This is a genomic window from Kitasatospora sp. NPDC098663 (assembly GCF_044760075.1).
Classification (GTDB): domain Bacteria; phylum Actinomycetota; class Actinomycetes; order Streptomycetales; family Streptomycetaceae; genus Kitasatospora.
On the sequence record NZ_JBIWAP010000020.1, the window covers coordinates 115,970 to 134,898 of the forward strand.

The window sequence follows — 18,929 nt, forward strand, 5'->3', positions numbered from 1 at the left end:
CCGACATGAGTGAGACCCAGACGTCCACGTCCCGCGAGGACCGCATCGCGGCCCTGCCCGAGCACCTGCGGGCCCTGCTGCGGGACCGCCTGGCGGGCGCCGAGGCGCCCGCCGCCGAGGCCGCCGCGAGCACCGCGCTGCGCCCCGCCGACCGCGACCGCCCGCTGCCGATGTCCTTCGCCCAGCAGCGGATGTGGTTCCTGTACGAGTTCGACCCGGAGTCGGTCGGCTACAACTCCTCCTTCGCGCTGCGGCTGCGCGGCGACCTCGACCGCGCCGCGCTGCGGGGCGCGCTGGCCGCCGTCGTCGACCGGCACGAGGCGCTGCGCACCACCTACGACCAGGTGGACGGCGTCCCGGTGCAGGTCCCGCACCCGAGCGTGGACATCCCGCTGCCGGTCGTGGAGGCCGGCGGCGGGACGCCCGAGGAGCGGGAGGAGGAACTGCTGCGCCTGGTCCGGGAGGAGGCCGGCCGGCCCTTCGACCTGCGCACCGGCCCGGTGCTGCGGACCCTCCTCGTCCGGCTCTCCGACCACGAGCACGTGCTCGTCCTGAGCATCCACCACATCGCGCACGACGGCTGGTCGCTGTCGATCGTCACCCGCGAGCTGGGCCAGTACTACGCGGCCGCGCTCCAGGGGCGCGAACCCGACCTGCCCGCGCCGGGGCCGCAGTACGCGGACTACTCGGTGTGGCAGCGCGAGCGGGCCTCCGGCGGGCGGCTCGACGAGCAGCTCGACTACTGGCGCGAGCAGCTCGACGGCGTCCCCGTGCTGGAGCTGCCGACCGACCGGCAGCGCCCCGCCGTGCCCACCGGGGCGGGCGCCTTCCACGAGTTCAGCGTCCCGGCGGAGACCGTCGCCGGGCTGCGCGAGCTCACCGAGTCCGCCGCGGCGACGCTGTTCATGACGCTGACGGCGGCCACCCAGCTGCTGCTGGCCCGGCTCTCCCGGCAGGAGGACGTCGCGATCGGCACCCCGGTGGCCGGCCGCGACGAACCCGAACTCGCCGACCTGGTCGGCCTGTTCCTCAACACCCTGGTGCTGCGCGCCCGGATCGAGCCGGGCCTGGGCTTCCGGGACTTCCTGGGCCAGGTCCGCGACACCGTGCTGGCCGGCTTCGACCACGCGGAGGTCCCGTTCGAGCGGGTGGTGGACGCCGTCCAGCCCGAGCGCGACCCCAGCCGGATGCCGCTCGCGCAGGTGCTCATCGTCCTGCAGAACGCCCCCGAGGCCGTCCTCGACCTGCCCGGGCTGACCATGGAGCAGCTGGCCCTGCCGCAGGCGAGCACCGGCTTCGACCTCGTGGTGGCCTTCGAGGAGCGTTCCGACGGCAGCCTCTGGTCCGCCCTGGAGTACAGCACCGACCTGTACGACGAGGCCACGGTGCGCCGCTTCGCCGGCCACCTGACCACCCTGCTCGGCTCGATCGCCGCCGACCCCGACCAGGAGCTGGGCCGGCTCGACCTGCTCGACCCTAAGCAGCACAATCGGCTCACCGTGGACTGGGCCCGCAACCCGGTGGCCTTCCCCGAGCAGGACCCGGTGCACCTGCTGGTGGCCAAGCGGGCCGCCGAACGCCCCGACGGCCTCGCGGTGGTGCGCGGCGACGAGCGGCTCAGCTATGCCGAACTCGACCGCCGGGCCGGGCTGTTGGCCGAGGTGCTGCGCTCCCGCGGCACCCGCCCCGGCGACGTCGTCGGCGTCTGCTGCGAGCGCGGCCCCGACCAGGTGGCCGCCACCCTCGCGGTGCTCAAGGCCGGCGCCGCCTTCCTGCCGCTGAACCCGCGCTTCCCGGCCGCCCGCCGGGAGCTGATGCTGGCCGAGACCGGCGCCGGGTTCGTCTTCACCGAACGCGCGCTGGCCGCCGACGCGGGCGAGTCCGCCGCCGAGCCGCTGATCCTGGAGGACCTGCGCCCGCAGCTCGACGCGCACACCGGCCCGGTGCCCGAGGGCGACCGGGTGGGGCCGGACGCGCTCGCCTACATCGTCTACACCTCCGGCTCCACCGGGACGCCCAAGGGCGTGCTGCTGGGCCACGGCGGCCTGACCAACGTGGTCAACGCCTCCCGGCTGATCGTCGGCACCGGCCCCGAGAACACGGTGACCCAGCTCTCCTCGCCCAGCTTCGACGGCGCGGTCTGGGAGACCTTCCTCGCCCTCGTCTCCGGCGCGGCGCTCGCCCTCCCGGCGGACGAGTCCGAGGCGCTGGGCAGCGAGCAGTTGCGCGCCATGGCGGGGGGCCGGCCCACCGTCCTCGCGCTGCCGCCCGCGGCCCTCGCGGCGGTCGAGCCCGAGGCGCTGCCCGCCGGCTCGGTGGTGCTCGCCGTCGGCGACCGCTGCCCGGTCGGCCTGGCCCGCAAGTGGTCGCGGGTCCACCGCTTCATCAACGGCTACGGTCCGACCGAGAACACCGTCGGCGCCACCATGTTCGAGGTCCAGGACGAGGAGGCCGGCAGCCGGCTGTCGATCGGCCGGCCGCTGCCCAACACCGAGGTCTACCTGCTGGACCCGCACGGCAACCCGGTGCCGCCCGCCGTCACCGGCGAGATCCACCTCGGCGGCCGCGGCGTCGCCCAGGGCTACCTGGGCCGCCCGGAGCTGACCGAGCAGCGGTTCGTCCCGCACCCCTTCGCGGACGACCCCGGGGCCCGGCTCTACCGCACCGGCGACCTCGGCGCCTGGCTGCCCGACGGGCGGATCGACTTCCGCGGCCGCGCCGACGACCAGGTCAAGATCCGCGGCTTCCGGGTCGAGCCCGGCGAGATCGAGTCGGTCATGCAGCGCCACCCCGCGGTCGACCAGGCCGCCGTGGTGATCCGCGAGAGCGACCGCGGCAAGCAGCTCGTCGGCTACCTGGTCGCCGCGCCCGGCCGTGACCGGGGCGAGGCGGTCCGCGAGGTCCGCGAGGCCCTGACCGAGGAACTGCCCGCCTTCATGGTGCCGGCCGCGCTGATCCCGCTGGACGCGATGCCGCTCACCACCAACGGCAAGGTCGACCGGGACGCCCTGCCGGATGCCCGGGAGGCCCTGACCAGGGTCTCCACCCCGCCGAACGGCCCGGTGGAGACCGCGCTGGCCGAGGTGTTCCGCTCGGTGCTGGGCATCGAGGACGTCGGCGCCGAGGACGACTTCTTCCTGCTCGGCGGCGACTCCATCCTCTCCACCCAGGTGGTCGCCCGGGCCCGCCAGGAGGGCCTGCACTTCACCGCCCGGGACCTCTTCCAGCACAAGACCGTCGCGGCGCTCGCCAAGGCCGCCGGGACGGGGGAGAGCGGCCCGGTCGAGGAGGACCCGTACGCCACCGGGCCCGTGCCGCTGACCGCCGTGCAGCAGTGGTTCTTCGAGCACCACACCGTCAACCCGGGCCACTTCAACCAGTCGCTGCTGTTCGAACTCGTCCCGGGCGCCGACACGGAGGCCCTGCGCGCCGCCCTGGCCGCGCTGGTCGGGCAGCACGACATGCTGCGCGCCCGCTACACCCGCGACGCCGGGGGCACCTGGTCCCAGGAGGTGGCGGCCGAGGCCGACGGCTGCTGGGACTTCCAGCGGCTCGACCTCGCCGGGGCGCCGGACGCCGAGGAGCGCGCCACCGAGGCGTTCCGGCAGGCCCAGAGCGGCCTGCGGCTGGCCGAGGGGCCGCTGCTGCGCGCCGTCCTGGCCGACCTCGGGCCGGACCGCCCGGCCCGGCTGTTCCTGACCGCGCACCACCTGGTGGTCGACGGCGTCTCCTGGCGCATCCTGCTCGACGACCTGCGCTCCGCCTACGCCGACCTGGCGGCCGGCCGGTCCGTGCGGCCCGCCCCGCGCTCCACCTCCTTCGGCCAGTGGTCCCGCCGACTGCGCGAGCACGCCCTGACCGGCGGCTTCGACGACGAGCTGGCGCACTGGCGGTCGCTGCCCGAGCCCGCCGGGGAGCCCCTGGACACCGGCCGGTTCGGCGACCGCCGCACCGCGCGGCACACCCTGACCGAGGACGACACGGAGGCGCTGCTGCGCCGGGTGCCCGGCGTGCTGCGCGCGCAGGTCCACGAGGTGCTGCTGACCGCCCTCGCCCAGGCGCTCGCCGCCCAGGGCCACGCCGGTGACGGCGGCACCGTGATCGACCTGGAGGGGCACGGCCGCGAGGAGATCCTGGACGGCGTCGACCTCTCCCGCACCGTCGGCTGGTTCACCACGATCTACCCGGTGCTGCTCGACGTGCCCGCGGACCTGGCGCCGACCGCCGCCGTCCGGGTGGCCAAGCGCCGGCTGCGGGCCGTCCCGCGCCGCGGCATCGGCCACGGCGTCCTGCGGCTGGCGGCGGCCGCCGAGGCCCGGGAGGACCTGCTGGTCCCGGCGCCCAGGGCCCGGATCGGCTTCAACTACCTCGGCCAGTGGGACAACCAGCTGCCCGAGGGGGACCGGCTGATCCTGCGCCACCTGGACCACGGCGGCGGCGACCACGAGCCGGCCGAGACCCGCACCTACGAGCTGGACGTCGCCGCCGCGGTCGAGGGCGGCCGGATGGAGCTGTCCTGCGTGTACGCGGGCGGCCGGTTCGACGAGGCGGCGGCCACCGCCCTGCTCCAGCGCATGCACGAGGCCCTGCGTGAGATCGTCCGGGCCTGCGGATGACCGGCCGGGCCGGTACGGACACGGCCCCGCGGGGCCGACGGAAGGAAGTGACCGTTTGAACGACGACCAACCCTGGCTGGTGATCCCCCGGCCGCGCCCGGAGGCGACCCGTCGGCTGGTCTGCCTGCCGCACGCCGGCGGCAGCGCGGGTTTCTACCGGCCCTGGGCCAACCACCTCTCGGCGGCCGTCGAACTCCAGCTCGTCCAGTACCCGGGGCGGGAGGAGCGGATCGAGGACCCCTTCGTCCAGGACGCCGCGACCCTGGTGGCCCAGCTGACGCGGGCGCTGCTGGAGACCGACCGCCCCGGTGTCGAGACGGTCGTCTTCGGCCACAGCATGGGCGCGCTGCTCGCGTACGAGACCGTGCAGTCGCTGCACGCGCAGGGCCTGCCGGTGGCCCGGCTGGTGCTCTCCGGCTACCCGCCGCCGCAGGCGCCGGCCGGCTCCGGCGACGGACCGGCCGGGCGGGCGCCGGCCCTGCCCCGCGGCGACGACGAGCTCCTCGCGACGGTCGCGGGCCACGGCGGGACCCAGATGTCGATCTTCGACGACCCGGACATCCGGGAGATGGTGCTGCCGATCCTGCGCAACGACTACCTGCTGATCGACTCCTACCGGCCCACCGCGCTGCGCCCGGTGGACTGCGGGGTCGTGGTGCTCACCGGGGACTCCGACGTCACGGTGAGCGTCGAGCGGGCCCGCGGCTGGGAGGCGCTGGCCGGCAAGGAGTTCGCGTTCCACGTGCTGCCCGGCGGGCACTTCTACCTGACCGCGCAGCGGGCCCGGGTCATCTCCTTGCTGCACGACTACCTGCTGGACGGGGGCTGAGCCGGCCCGGCCGGACCGCGAACCCCCGCCGAACGCCCGTCGAACCCCCGCCGAATTCCGGCGAGTTCCGGCGAGTTCCGCCGAACAGATGGCACCCCCAACCATCGGGTGCCATCTGTTCGGCATGTCGGAAAACCCCCGGCGAACGCCGGGACGCGCTGGAGTGCGTGTTTCCGCTGAGGCTTAAAAGCCTGTTTTCCGGAGGCTCCGCTGCCGCAGGATTTCGAGCCATGGGACAGCCCGGGGCTCCGGGTTGAACGACCGGCTGAGAGGGTCAGGAATGCTGGGCAACGTCGTCATCGTCGGTGGTGGGACATCCGGTTGGATGACCGCCTCGTACCTGCGCGCCGCATTCGGCGATCGCATTTCCGTCACGCTGGTGGAATCCAAGCGAATCAAGTCCATCGGGGTCGGCGAGGCGACCTTCAGCACCGTCCGGCATTTCTTCAACTACCTGGGCCTGCCGGAGCACGTCTGGATGCCCAAGTGCAATGCCACCTACAAGCTCGGCATCCGATTCGAGAACTGGCGGCGCAAGGGCCACTACTTCTACCACCCCTTCGAGCGCCTCCGGGTCGTCGACGGCCTGCCGCTCACCGACTGGTGGCTGAACAGCCGCTCCGGCGACCGCTTCGACCAGGACGTGTTCCTGATGGCCGCGATCTGCGACGCCGAGAAGTCCCCGCGCTACCTCGACGGCACCCTCTTCGAGCAGGACTTCAAGGAGGGCGGCAACACGGCCGAGCGCGACACCCTCACGGAGCAGGACACCCAGTTCCCGTACGCCTACCAGTTCGACGCCTCGCTGCTGGCCGACTTCCTCTCCGGGTACGCCACCGAGCGCGGCGCCAAGCACATCGAGGACGACGTCGTCGAGGTCGTCCAGGACGAGCGCGGCTGGATCAGCGGCGTGCGCACCAAGGAGCACGGTCTGATCGAGGGCGACCTCTTCATCGACTGCACCGGCTTCCGCGGCCTGCTGATCAACCAGACCCTGGAGGAGCCGTTCAACTCCTTCCAGGACACCCTGCCCAACAACCGCGCGGTGGCGCTGCGCGTCCCGGTCGACATGGAGAAGCGCGGCCTGCGCCCCTGCACCACCGCCACCGCCTCGGACGCCGGCTGGATCTGGACCATCCCGCTGTTCGGCCGCATCGGCACCGGCTACGTCTACTCCGACGAGTACGCGACGCCCGAGGAGGCCGAGGCCACGCTGCGGGCCAAGGTCGGCCCGGAGGCGGAGGGCCTGGAGGCCAACCACATCAGGATGCGGATCGGCCGCACCCGCAACGCCTGGGTCAACAACTGCGTCGCCATCGGCCTGTCCAGCGGCTTCGTCGAGCCCCTGGAGTCGACCGGCATCTTCTTCATCCAGCAGGGCATCGAGGAACTGGTCAAGCACTTCCCGGACGCCAACTGGGACCCGGGGCTGCGCCGCTCCTACAACCGCATCGTCGGCAACACCATCGACGGCGTACGGGAGTTCCTCGTCCTGCACTACAAGGCCGCGGCCCGCGAGGACAACGCCTACTGGCGGGACGCCAAGACCCGGGTGATGCCCGACGGCCTCGCCGAGCGGATCGAGCTGTGGAAGGCCAAGCCTCCGACGGAGGCCACCATCTTCCCGCACTTCCACGGGTTCGAGTCCTACTCCTACCTGGCCATGCTGCTCGGCCTCGGCGGCATCGAGCTCAAGGCCCCGCCCGCGCTCGCCCTTCAGGACGGCAGCCGCGCGGAGAAGGAGTTCCAGCTGCTGAGCGACCAGTCCGCCGAGCTCCTGAAGCGCCTGCCCAGCCAGTACGAGTACCTCGCCCAGATGCACTGACCCTTCGGCGCCCCGAGAAAGGAGGCACCATGGACAGTCTTCCGTACGTACCGGCCGCGGTGACGCTCGCTCTGCTCGTCCCCGTGGCACTGCTCGGACGCCGGCTGGCGAAGCTGCTGCGGCAGCCGGAGATCGTCGGCGAGATCATGGCCTGCCTCCTGCTCGGGGCGCTGCTGGCGAGCCAGTGGCACTGGAAGCCGGCCACCATGGACGGCGGGGCCGTCCTGGAGAAGGCGGGCCACCTCGGCCTCGCGCTCTTCCTGGTGGGCGCCGTCCACGAGATCCGGGCCGGCGGCAGCCGGCTGGGCGGGCGCACCATCGCGATGACCGCCGTGGGCTCGTTGCTGCTGCCGCTCGGCTGCGGCGTCGCGTTCGCCGCGTGGGTGCTGGCCGACGGCTCCCCGGCGCTGCGCGGCGGCGCCCCGGCCGGGGTGCTGGTCCTGATGCTGGCGATCGCGCTGGCGGTCACCGCCGTCCCGGTGCTGGCCGGCATCCTGGACGACCGCGGCATGCTCAACACCGCGATCGGCCGGCTCTGCATGGCGGTCGCGGTCTCCATCGACGCCGTCACCTGGTCGCTGCTGGCGATCGCGGTCGGCCTGGCGCACGGCGGCGGGAAGATCACCCCGTACCTGGTGTTCGTCGTCGGCCTGCTGGGCGCCTGGCTGATCCGCCGGGCCGGAGCCCTGCCCGGGCCCCGGGCCTGGGCCGAGCGGATTCCGGTGGCGGTGCCGATCGGGCTGACGGCCGCCGCGGCCGTGGCCGCCGCGCTGACCACCTCGCGGCTGGGCCTCACCGACGTGCTCGGCGCCGTCCTGGTGGCCCTGGCGCTGCCGGGCGACGACGGCGTCGGCCCCTGGACCAGGGCCGCCCACACCGTCGGCGGCTGGGGCCGGATCGTGCTGCCGCTGCTGTTCACGGTGACGGGCATGGGCCTCGCCTCGGCGCCGCTCAGCGTGTTCTCCTGGCAGGCCGTCGTCCTGTCGGTGGTGCTCGCGATCTTCGGCAAGCTGGTCGGCAGCTACTACGGCGCCCGGGCGGCCGGCCGGCCCCCGGTGGAGTGCATGCGGATCGCGGTGTTCCTCAACGCCCGCGGCCTGACCGAGCTCGCCGTCCTCCAGACGGGTTACCAGGCCGGGATCCTCACCCCGGCGCTCTTCCTCGCCCTCGTCGTGATGGCCCTGTTCACGACGGTGCTCAGCGGTCCGCTGCTGTGGGCCATCGACCGGCGCACGGCGAGCGCGGACGCGCCCCGGACCGCGGAGCCGGTCCCCTACCCAGTCGAGCGGTGAATCACGTGGAACTCGTCACCTCAACCCCCTCCGACTTCCGGACCTTCATGTCCGGCTTCCCGAGCGGCGTCGCCGTCGTCACCTCGCTGGACGACGTGGCCCGGCCCTGGGGCATGACCTGCTCCGCCCTGTGCAGCGTCACCGTCGAACCGCCCACCCTGCTGGTCGGCATGCGGGCGGAGAGCCCGACGCTGAAGGCCGTGCTGCGCAGCGGCCAGTTCGCGGTGAACCTGCTGCACGCCGAGGGCCGCGGCACGGCCGAACTGTTCGCCTCCGGCGACCCGGACCGGTTCGACGCCACCACCTGGCGGCTGCCCCCCGGCGCCGGCGGACCCCACCTCGTCCAGGACGCCCACGCGGTGGCCGACTGCCGGGTCAGTCAGCTGGTCCCCGTCGGCGGCCAGCGGATGGTCTTCGGCGAGGTCATCCGGATCACCGAGCTCAGCGACGCGTCGCCGCTGCTCTACGGGAGGAGACAGTTCAGCACCTGGCCCGCCTAGCAGAGCTAGCAGAGCGTCCCCACAGACGCCCAGACCACCGTTGTGGAGGAGAGATGACCGCTCAACCCACCGACGCGGACACGCCGCAGGGCACACCCGCCCGCGACCAGGGCATCCAGCGCCACAGCGCGATGCCGGTCCGGAAGTACCAGCCGTACCAGGCGGTCGGGCTGCCCGACCGCGGCTGGCCGGGCCGCCGCGCGGAACAGGCCCCGCTGTGGTGCAGCGTCGACCTGAGGGACGGCAACCAGGCCCTGACCGACCCCATGGACATCACCCGCAAGCGGCGGATGTTCGACCTGCTGGTCGCCATGGGGTTCAAGGAGATCGAGGTCGGCTTCCCCACCTCCTCGCAGGACGACCACGCGTTCCTCCGCCACCTCGTCGACTCCGGCGCGATCCCGGACGACGTCGTCGTCCAGGTCATGACGCCGATCCGCGGCGACTTCATCGAACGCACCGTCAAGGCCCTGGAGGGCGTGCCGCGCGCCGTCCTCCAGATCTTCAACCCGACCTCGGAGGTCCAGCGCCGCCTGGTCTTCCGCAAGGACCGCCGGCAGACCACCGCCATGGCGCTCGACGGGGCCGAACAGGCCCTCAAGCTCCAGGACTCGATCCCCGGCACGGAGATCTACCTCCAGTACGCGCCGGAGTCCTACACCCAGACCGAGCCGGACTACGCGCTCGAACTCTGCAACGCCGTCCTCGACTTCTGGGCCCCGCGGGCCGCGCACACGCTGCGGATCAACCTGCCCTCCACCGTCGAGGTGTTCCCGCCGCAGGAGTTCGCCGACCGGATCGAGTACACCCACCGCAACCTGCTCCACCGCGAGCGCACCATCCTCGGCGTGCACCCGCACAACGACCGCGGCAGCGGCGTCGCCGCCGCCGAACTCGCCGTCCTCGCCGGGGCCGACCGGGTCGAGGGCACCCTGTTCGGCAACGGCGAGCGCTCCGGCAACGTCTGCCTGGTCACCCTGGCCATGAACCTGTTCTCCCAGGGCGTCGACCCGATGCTGGACCTGGGCGACATCGACGGCATCCGCCGCATCGTCGAGAGCTGCAACCAGATGCCCGTCCCCGCCCGCCACCCGTGGGCCGGCGACTTCGTCTACACCTCCTTCGCCGGCTCCCACCAGGACGCCATCGCCAAGGGCCTGCGCGCCCGCGAGGAGTCCGGGCAGGAGGTCTGGGACGTGCCGTACCTGCCGATCGACCCGCGCGACATCGGCCGCGACTACCAGGCGCTGATCCGGATCAACACCCAGTCCGGCAAGGGCGGCATCGCCCACCTGCTGCGCACCGAGTACGGCATCGAGCTGCCGCGCCGCCTCCAGATCGACTTCGCCGCCGAGATGCAGGCGGTCTGCGAGGAGATCGGCGGCGAGATCACCGGCGACCAGCTGTGGGAGCACTTCGTCGAGCGGTACGTGGCGCTGGGCACCGAGACCGTGCCCGGCCTGCCGCAGCCGGAGCCGCTGACGGCGGAGCCCGGCGACACCCGCTGGAGCGTGGCGACCGCCGAGGCGGTGGCCGGCTACGGGCTCGACGCCGTCGTCCAGGGCCTCGTCGTGGAGCGGGCCGGCGCACCGCTGAACGCGGTCACCGCCGCCTTCGAGATCGTCGTGGACTCCCACTCCTACTGGGGGGTCGGCATCGCCGAGGAGGAGGGCGAGGCCGTCGGCCGGGCCGTCCGGGTCGCGTCCCTGCGGGCGCTGCTGGACACCGAGCGGTCAGGCCTGTCCGAGGCCCGCTAGGCCCTGTCCGGCCTAGGGCCGGCGGGCTTCACAGGGCCGACGGGCCGGGCCGGCAGGCCGAACAGGTCCGCAGGGCTTTGACAGGGCCGCCGGTGGGCGGGGGAGGGAGGAGCCAAGCATGCCCTGGAACACCTTGATCGACGTGGCGCGGGAGGACGTGCTCCCGCTGACCGCCCAGATCCGGGACGGCATCAAGCGGGAGATCGCCGAGGGGGCGCTGCACCCCGGCACCCGGCTGCCGTCGAGCCGTCAGCTCGCCGAGGACCTGCGGGTGTCCCGCAGCGTCGTCGTCGAGGCCTACGGGCAACTCGTCGCCGGCGGCTACCTGGAGGCGACCCGGGGATCGGGCACCCGGGTCGCCACCCACCTGGACCGGGGCACCCGGATGCCGACCCTGCTCGGCGACGCCCGCCCCGCCCCGGTGATCCGCTGGGACCTGCGGGCCGGCGGCGCCGACGCCTCCGCCTTCCCCCAGCGCGAGTGGCTGGCCGCCTACCAGCGGGCCGCGCGCCGGCTCGGCCCGCGCGACCTCGGGTACCCGCCGGTGTCCGGCGTCCCGGCGCTGCGCGCCGAACTCGCCCGCTACCTCGGGCGGGCGCGCGGCGTGCACACCACCCCCGAGCACGTCATGGTGGTCTCCGGATTCGCCCAGACGCTCGGCCTGGTCTGCGCCACCCTGCCCCGCACCGGCCTCGGCGCGCTCGCCGTCGAGGACCCGTGCCACCCGCAGCAGCGCCAGTTCATCGTCGAGTCGGGCCTGGACTGCCCGTCCGTCCCGGTCGACGAGCACGGCATCGACGTGGCCGCGCTGGCCCGCACCGGCGCCCGCGCGGTGCTGGTCACCCCCGCCCACCAGTTCCCCACCGGCGCCGTGCTCAGCGCCGAGCGGCGGGCCGCCCTGGTCCGCTGGGCGGAGGACGTGGACGGCTGGATCATCGAGGACGACTACGACGGCGACCTCTGGCTGGACCACGGCCGCCGGCCCACCGCGCTGCAACGGCTGTCCCCCTCCCGGGTGCTCTACGCGGGCACCGCGAGCAAGTCGCTGGCCTCCGGGATGCGGCTGGGCTGGCTGGTCGCCCCGCCCAGGCTGCGCCGCCGCCTGGAGGAGGTCCGCTCCCAACGGGACCTCGGCTGCGACGTGTTCACCCAGCACGCGTTCGCCGAACTGCTGGACGGCGGCGAACTCGACCGCCACCTGCGGCGCCAGCGCGAACGGCTGCGGGCCCGCCGCGAGGTCTTCCACGAGGCCGTGCGGCGCCGGCTGCCCGGGGCCCGGATCGTGGGCGCCTTCGCCGGGCTGCACGCCTACGTCCAGCTGCCGCACCGGGTGGACGAGGCCGCGCTGGTCGCCCGGGCGCTGCGCCGCTCGGTGCTGGTGCGCGGTGGCCGCTCGTACCACCACCGGTCCTGGCAGTCCGGGCCGGCCCTGGTGGTGGGGTACGCCGGGGTGCCCCGCAGCGGCGTCGCCGAGGCGGTGCGGGAACTGGGCGAGGCCTACGCCGAGTCGGCGGCGGACGGCTGCCTGCGCAGTGCCTGAGCCGCGCCCCGGCACGCGGCCGTACGAGACCGGGAGACGCCCGGACAGACAGCGGAGAGTCGAGGACACGGCATGGTGACGACGAGGACGGGCGGCGCCCCCGCGCCGCTCGCGGTGCGCGAGGCGGCCTGGCACCTGCCGGAGCAGCGGGTGCCGGTCGGCGAACTGCCCGAACTGGCGGGCCTGGACGGCGAACGCGCGACCACGCTGGCCGGCCTGGGGATCGACACCGTGGCCGTCGACCGCGAGCTCGGCCCGACCGGGCTGGCCGAGCGGGCGGCCCGCAGCGCGCTGGCCGGCGCCGGGCTCGCCGCCCAGGACCTGGACGCCCTGATCGTCGTCGACTCCCGGGCCCCCGAGACCCTGCTCAGCTCCGAGGCGACCAGGCTCCAGGCCCGGCTCGGTGCCGACCGGGCCGTCACCTTCGGCGTCGGCGGCCTCGGCTGCGTCTCGCTGGGCCCGGCCCTGCTCGCCGCCCGCGGACTGCTCGCCGCCGACCCGGACGTCCGGCACGTCCTGGTCGCCCACGCCTCCACCCCGGCCACTCCCGGCCGCTACCGGCACCCCGTCACCGTCAACGGGGACGCCGGGCAGGCCCTGCTGCTCGCCCGCACCGGCCCGGTGCGGGTGCTCGACCTGGTCCAGGAGACCAACGGCGCGTACTGGGACCTCTTCCGGGTGGACTACCGGGACCGCCCCTGGGAGAGCTGGCAGGAGGAGTGCCGGGACCTGCCCGGCTACTCCTTCCGGCTCGCGGTGGAGACCAGGAACCGGCTCACCGCGCTCCTGGAGCGGCTGCTCAAGCGGCACGGCCTCGACCGCGCCGACGTCGCCGGCTACGCCAGCCAGAACCTCTCGGCGGGCGGACTGCGCTTCCTGGCGGAGTCGCTGGGCGTCGACCTCCTGCCCGAGTGCCGGGAGAACCTGGCCCGGTACGGCCACCTGGGGCCGAACGACGTCTTCCTCAACCTCTGGACGGCGCTGGCGAACGGGCGGCTGGCCGAGGGCGACCGGGTCGTCCTGGTCAACGTCAGCCCGGTGGCGGCCTGGAACCTGCTGTTGGTGGAAATCGGACCCTGGGAGAGCACCGCGTGACCGACACGGCGATCGAGATACGGGAGTTCCTGACCGTCGCACTGCGCCGGCCGGTGGCGCCGGACGAGGACTACTTCGCACTGGGGCTCGCGGACTCGCTGTTCGCGCTGGAGCTGGTGGTCTTCGTCGAGGAGCGGTTCGACATCCGGATCGAGGTGGACGACCTCGACCTGGACTCCTTCCGCACCGCCGAGCGGATCGCCGCTCTGGTCGAGCGGAAGCGGGCCGGCCTGGCCCCGGGCGAGGAGACGGGGGCCGGCTGTGCCGCCCACGGCTAGCGAGACCAGGCCGTCCACCGGGGGGGCTTCGGTGGTCGACGCCGCGGCCGAACTGGCCGCCGCCGTCCGCGCCGAGGCCGCCCGCTGGGACGAGCAGGGCGCGCTGCCCGACGAGGCCGTCCGCGCGGTGGCCGCCGCCGGGCTGCTCGGCCTCGACCTGCCCGCGCGCCACGGCGGAGCCGGCGCCACCCCGGCCCAGCTGGGCGAGGCCGTCGCGCACCTGGGCGGCGTCTGCGGCGCCCTGCGCGCGCTGCTCACCGTCCAGGGCATGACGGCAGCGGCGCTGCTGCGCTGGGGCGGCGAGGAGCAGCGCGCGCGGTGGCTGCCCGCACTGGCCTCCGGCGAACGCCTCGCCGGCTTCGCCGCCACCGAACGGGAGGCCGGCAGCGCGCTCGCCGAGGTCGGCACACGGATCGAGGACGACGGCGAACGGCTGGTCGTCACCGGCGCCAAGCGCTGGGTGACCTTCGGACAGAGTGCCGACGTGTTCCTGGTGCTGGGGCGCACCGACGCCGGACCGACGGCCGTCCTGGTGGAGGCCGACCGGCCCGGGATCGTCCGCGAGCCCGTCAGCGGCCAACTCGGCCTGCGCGCCGCGCGGATCGCCCACCTGACCTTCGACCGGGTGCGGGTGCCCAGGGAGAACCTGGTGGCGCCGCCCGGGCTGGGCCTGACCCACACCTCCGCCGTGGCGCTGGACCACGGCCGGTTCACGGTGGCCTGGGGCTGCGTCGGCATGGCGGAGGCCTGCCTGGCCGACGCCGCCGAGCACGCCGCGCGCCGGGTCCAGGGCGGCGAGCCGCTGGCCGGGCACCAGCTGGTGCGCTCGCTGCTCGCCCGCTCCGCCGTCGACACGGCGGCCGCCCGGGCGCTGGCCGCGCGGGCCGCGGAGGCCCGGGCCGGCTCGCCGCTGGGCGCCGTCACCGAGACCGTGGTCGCCAAGTACGCGGCGGCCGGGGCGGCGAAGGCGGTCGCCGACCGGGCCGTCCAGATCCTCGGCTCGGCGGGCTGCGAGCCCGGAGTCCGGGCCGGCCGGTTCTACCGGGACGCCAAGGTGATGGAGATCATCGAGGGCAGCCCGCAGGTCGCCGAACTGCACATCGCCGACCGCCTGTTGCGTCAGGGGATGCGCCGATGACCGGGCCGCGGCAGAGCGGGGCTGAGCCGACCGTCAAGATCCTGGTCTGGGACCTCGACGACACCCTCTGGGACGGCACCGTCCTGGAGGGCGACGACCCGGTGCCGTTCCCCGCCGCGACCGCCGCCCTGCGGGCGCTGGACGAGCGCGGCGTCCTGCACGCCGTCGCCAGCCGGAGCGACCGGGCCGTCGCCACCGCGCACCTGGAACGGCTCGGACTGCACGAGCTGTTCACCGTGCTGGAGATCGGCTGGGGGCCCAAGTCGGGCGCGGTGCGCCGGATCGCCGAGGCCATCGGCATCGGGCTGGACACCGTGGCCTTCGTCGACAACGACCCGGTCGAGCGCGCCGAGGTGGCCGCCGCCCACCCCGTGGTGCGCTGCTACCCGGCCGAGCAGGTCGCCGCACTGGCCGAACTGCCGGAGTTCCGGCCCGAGTTCGTCACCGCCGACGCCCGCGAACGCCGGCTGCGCTACCGCGGCGAGGCGCTCCGCACCCGGGCCCGGGAGGATCACCAGGGCAGCCCCGAGGAGTTCCTCGCGTCACTGGGCCTGGAGTTGACGGTTCGTCAGGCAGGTCCGGACGACCTCGCCCGCGCCCACGAACTCACCGTCCGCACCCACCAGCTCAACACCACCGGCCGGACCTACGGCCTGCCGGAGCTGCGCGCACTGTGCGACTCGCCCGACCACCGGGTGCTGGTCGCCGAACTGACCGACCGGTTCGGCGACTACGGCACCATCGGCCTCGCGCTGAGCGAGCGGACCGGGCACCGGGAGGGCGACGGCCCGGCCGGGCCGGCCGAGGTGCTGCGGCTGCTCCTGCTGTCCTGCCGGGTGATGTCCCGGGGCATCGGGCCGGCGCTGATCGGGCACGTCGTGCGCGCGACGCTCGCCGAAGGGCGCCGCCCGCTGGCCGAGTTCGTGCCCACCGACGTCAACCGGGTGATGCTGGTGAACCTCCGGTTCGCCGGGTTCACCGTGGTGGGCCAGGAGGGGGAGGGACGGCTGCTGCTCGGCTACCCGCCCGCCGCTTCGCCGCCCCCGCCGCCGGGCCACCTGCGGCTGATCACCCCCGAGGCCCCCGCCGCTCCCGAGGCCGCTGCCACCCGTGAGGCCTCCGACGCCCGGAACCGGCCGTGACCGGGCCGGAATCCGTCGTGACCAGGAAGGACACCGTGCACCCGCAAGACACCCAGAACCGCGAGGCAGGCGAGGCCCGGGCGGCCCGCACCGACCGGATCCCGGTCGGGATCGTCGGCGCCGGCACGATGGGCACCGCCGTCGCCCAGGTCTTCGCCGCGGCCGGGCACCCCGTGGTGGTGGTCGACCGGCAGCGGGCCGCCCTCGACGCCGGCCCCGGCCGGCTGCGGGACGGCCTGCGCGCCGCGCGGCTGCTCGGCCGCCGCCCGGCCCCCGGTGGGGCCGGTGCCGGAACCCCCGGCGAGGCCCGCCCCTCGGCCGCGGAGACCGTCGAACTGGTCGACTGGACGGACGAGTTCGGGCGGCTCGCGGCAGCCGGCTTCGTGGTGGAGTGCGCCTCCGAGCGGCTGGCCGTCAAGGAGCAGGTGCTCCGGGAGCTCGACCGGGTCTGCGCCCCCGCCGCGGTGTTCGCCTCCTGCACCTCGGCGATCCCGGTCGAGCGGCTCGCCTCCTACACCGACCGGGCCGACCGGGTGCTCGCCACGCACTTCATGAACCCCGCGTACCTCAAGGAGGCCGTCGAGGTGGTGCGCGGCCCGGCCACCACCGCCCGGACGCTGGAGACCACCCTCGCCCTGCTCGCCGGGGTCGGCCGCCGCGCCCACGTCGTCCGCGACTCGCCGGGTTTCGTCTCCAACCGGGTGCTGATGCCGATGGTCAACGACGCGGCCGCCCGGGTGCAGGAGGGCGTGGCCGACGCGGAGACCGTCGACCTGATCTTCCAGGAGTGCTTCGGCCACGCCATGGGCCCGCTGCGCACGGCGGACCTGATCGGTCTCGACACCATCGTCGACACCCTCGACGTCCTGCTGGAGACCACCGGCGACGAGCGGTTCCGGACCTGCGACCTGCTGCTCGACCTGGTGCGGCGCGGACACCTCGGCCGCAAGACCGGGCTGGGCTTCTACGCCTACGGGACCCGCCCGTGACCGCCGGCCGTCCGGCCCCCGACGTGCTCGACCTGATCCGGGAACGGTTCCGCACGCTGCCCGACCGGACCGCCGTGGCGGTCGGCGGGCAGAGTCTGACGTATCGTCAACTCGACGTCGAGACGAGTGCGCTGGCCGACCGGCTGGCCGCCGCCGGGGTCGCCCCCGGCCGGCTCGTCCTGATCCACCGCCGCCAGGGCGTGCGCACCGTCGTCGGCATGCTGGCCGCGCTGCGGCTGGGTGCCGCCTGGTGCGTCCTGGAACCCGATCGCCCCGCCGCGATGGTGCGCGCCCTGCTGCGCGACAGCGGTTGCGCCGTCCTGGTGTACGACGACGGCGACCCGGCCACCCCGCCCGCCGCCGTGCGGGAGCTGACGGCCGGCTGCGGGCAGCCCGTCACGGCGGTGGCCGAGAGCGGACCGGCCCCCGCTCCCGCCGTGGCCGCCGGCCGGTCGGACGCCGTGGTGCCCCCGACCGCACCGGCCTACGCCGTCACCACCTCCGGGACCACCGGGGAGCCCAAGGCCGTCCTGGTCTCCCGGGGCGCGCTCGCCCACCTGGTCGCCTCCCGTGCCGAGGACCCCGCCGCGACCACCTTCACCGCCTCCCGGCTCTCCTGGGACGCACCGCTGCTGATGCTGTTCCACACGCTCTGCGGCGGCGGCACGGCGGTGCTGCCCGACGAACGGGCCCTGCCCGACCCGGAGGCCACCGCCGCGCTGATCCGCCGCCACCGGGTCGAGGTGGCGGTCGGCCCGCCCTCGTTCCACCTGCTGGTGCTGCCCCACCTGACCGGCGCCGACGCCCACCTGCGGCAGTGGATCCTCGGCGGGGAGGCGGTGTCGGCCGCGCAGGCCGAGCGGCACCGGGCCGTCCTGCCCGGCACCCGGCTGGTCAACGAGTACGGCGCCACCGAGACCACCGTCACCGTGCTCGCCCAGCCGATCGCGTCCGCGCCGCTCGACCCCGTCCCGATCGGGCGGTCCACCCCGGGCAACCGGGTCCACCTCCTGGACGAGCGGCTCGCCCCGGTCGGGCCCGGGCGGACCGGCGAGCTGTACGTGGCCGGGCCGCAGGTCGCCGAGGGCTACGCCGGGCGCCCCGCCGAGACCGCGCTGCGCTTCCTCCCCGACCCCTTCGCGACCACCCCCGGCGCCCGGATGTACCGCACCGGGGACCTCGCCTCCGCCGACCCCACCGGGGCACTGGTGTTCCGCGGCCGGGCCGACGGGCAGCTCAAGGTGCGCGGCGTCCGGGTCGAACGCGAGGCCGTCGAAGCGGCGCTGGAGCGCCACCCGGCCGTCCGGCAGGCCGCCGTTCTCGCCGTGACCGGCCCCGACGGCGCGACCGCGCTGGCCGCGTGCTGGCTCCCCGCCGACCCCGCCGCCCCCGCGCCGGACACCGCCGAACTGCTGGCGCACTGCACCGCCCTGCTCGGCGGCCAGGCCCGGCCGGAGCGTTTCGTCCGGGTGGCCGGCTTCCCGCTCGCGCCGTCCGGCAAGACCGACCTCCAGGCGCTGCACGCCCTGCTCGCCTCAGACCCCGAAGACCCCGAAGACCTCGAAGGTCTCGAAGACCTCGTCGAGACCGCCGAGGCGGACGGGGCCCCGCGACTCGTGACGCGCTACTGGACCGAGGTCCTCGGGCACGGCGACTTCGGACCGGACGACGACTTCTTCGCCGTCGGCGGCAACTCGCACCGGATCGTCGAACTCCACCTGCGCCTCGAAGGCCGCTGGCCCGGCGCCGTCCGCGTCGGCCGGCTCTTCGACCTGCGCACCGTCGCCGAGCAGGCCGCGGCCGTCGCCCCGGAGGCCGTCGCCCCGGAGGCCGCCACCCGGGAGGCCGCCACCCGGGAGCCCGTCGCCCCGGCGGCCGGAGCGCCCACGGGTGGCGCCCGGCCCGACGCCGCGTACGAAGTCTGACGA

At 74.8% G+C, this 18,929-nt stretch carries 13 protein-coding genes; all 13 read left to right on the forward strand.

Annotation, left to right across the window (positions count from 1 at the left end; genetic code table 11):
* Positions 1–5: 5 nt before the first annotated feature.
* The 13 genes from ACIQVZ_RS22350 to ACIQVZ_RS22410 all read left to right on the forward strand — a co-directional run bounded on the left by ACIQVZ_RS22350 (position 6) and on the right by ACIQVZ_RS22410 (position 18,926).
* On the forward strand, positions 6–4,616 hold the full coding sequence (locus ACIQVZ_RS22350; protein ID WP_402452369.1) for an amino acid adenylation domain-containing protein: 4,611 nt from the start codon (positions 6–8) through the stop codon (positions 4,614–4,616).
* A 55-nt stretch (positions 4,617–4,671) separates the two neighbouring features.
* Entirely contained in the window at positions 4,672–5,445 is a 774-nt protein-coding gene (locus tag ACIQVZ_RS22355) for an alpha/beta fold hydrolase (protein WP_363630427.1), read from the forward strand.
* Positions 5,446–5,725: 280 nt separating this feature from the next.
* Positions 5,726–7,270 carry a tryptophan halogenase family protein gene (locus ACIQVZ_RS22360; protein ID WP_350880976.1) on the forward strand — a complete coding sequence of 515 codons (1,545 nt, stop codon included), beginning with the start codon at positions 5,726–5,728 and terminating at the stop codon, positions 7,268–7,270.
* Positions 7,271–7,299: 29 nt separating this feature from the next.
* Complete coding sequence (locus tag ACIQVZ_RS22365) at positions 7,300–8,562, forward strand: cation:proton antiporter (RefSeq protein ID WP_402452370.1); 1,263 nt, start codon at positions 7,300–7,302, stop codon at positions 8,560–8,562.
* Positions 8,563–8,567: 5 nt separating this feature from the next.
* Complete coding sequence (locus ACIQVZ_RS22370; RefSeq protein WP_350880972.1) at positions 8,568–9,062, forward strand: flavin reductase family protein; 495 nt, start codon at positions 8,568–8,570, stop codon at positions 9,060–9,062.
* Between the two features lie 53 nt (positions 9,063–9,115).
* Positions 9,116–10,819, forward strand: coding sequence for a 2-isopropylmalate synthase (locus ACIQVZ_RS22375; protein ID WP_350880970.1), 1,704 nt, complete (start codon positions 9,116–9,118; stop codon positions 10,817–10,819).
* Between the two features lie 118 nt (positions 10,820–10,937).
* Positions 10,938–12,359: a PLP-dependent aminotransferase family protein gene (locus ACIQVZ_RS22380; RefSeq protein ID WP_350880968.1), complete on the forward strand. Its 1,422-nt coding sequence runs from the start codon at positions 10,938–10,940 to the stop codon at positions 12,357–12,359.
* A gap of 72 nt (positions 12,360–12,431) precedes the next feature.
* Positions 12,432–13,454, forward strand: a complete 1,023-nt coding sequence (locus ACIQVZ_RS22385) for a 3-oxoacyl-ACP synthase (RefSeq protein ID WP_402452371.1) — start codon at positions 12,432–12,434, stop codon at positions 13,452–13,454.
* Positions 13,451–13,732: a phosphopantetheine-binding protein gene (locus ACIQVZ_RS22390; protein ID WP_350880964.1), complete on the forward strand. Its 282-nt coding sequence runs from the start codon at positions 13,451–13,453 to the stop codon at positions 13,730–13,732. Before ACIQVZ_RS22385 ends, ACIQVZ_RS22390 begins: the two co-directional genes overlap by 4 nt.
* A gap of 31 nt (positions 13,733–13,763) precedes the next feature.
* On the forward strand, positions 13,764–14,870 hold the full coding sequence (locus ACIQVZ_RS22395; protein WP_402452373.1) for an acyl-CoA dehydrogenase family protein: 1,107 nt from the start codon (positions 13,764–13,766) through the stop codon (positions 14,868–14,870).
* Positions 14,867–16,012 carry an HAD-IIIC family phosphatase gene (locus ACIQVZ_RS22400; RefSeq protein ID WP_402452374.1) on the forward strand — a complete coding sequence of 382 codons (1,146 nt, stop codon included), beginning with the start codon at positions 14,867–14,869 and terminating at the stop codon, positions 16,010–16,012. The genes ACIQVZ_RS22395 and ACIQVZ_RS22400 overlap by 4 nt, the downstream gene beginning before the upstream one ends.
* Before the next feature lie 17 nt (positions 16,013–16,029).
* The gene (locus ACIQVZ_RS22405; protein ID WP_402452376.1) at positions 16,030–17,001 is read left to right on the forward strand and encodes a 3-hydroxyacyl-CoA dehydrogenase family protein; all 972 of its coding nucleotides are present in this window, start codon (positions 16,030–16,032) and stop codon (positions 16,999–17,001) included.
* Positions 16,998–18,926 carry a non-ribosomal peptide synthetase gene (locus ACIQVZ_RS22410; protein WP_402452378.1) on the forward strand — a complete coding sequence of 643 codons (1,929 nt, stop codon included), beginning with the start codon at positions 16,998–17,000 and terminating at the stop codon, positions 18,924–18,926. Before ACIQVZ_RS22405 ends, ACIQVZ_RS22410 begins: the two co-directional genes overlap by 4 nt.
* Positions 18,927–18,929: the final 3 nt, after the last annotated feature.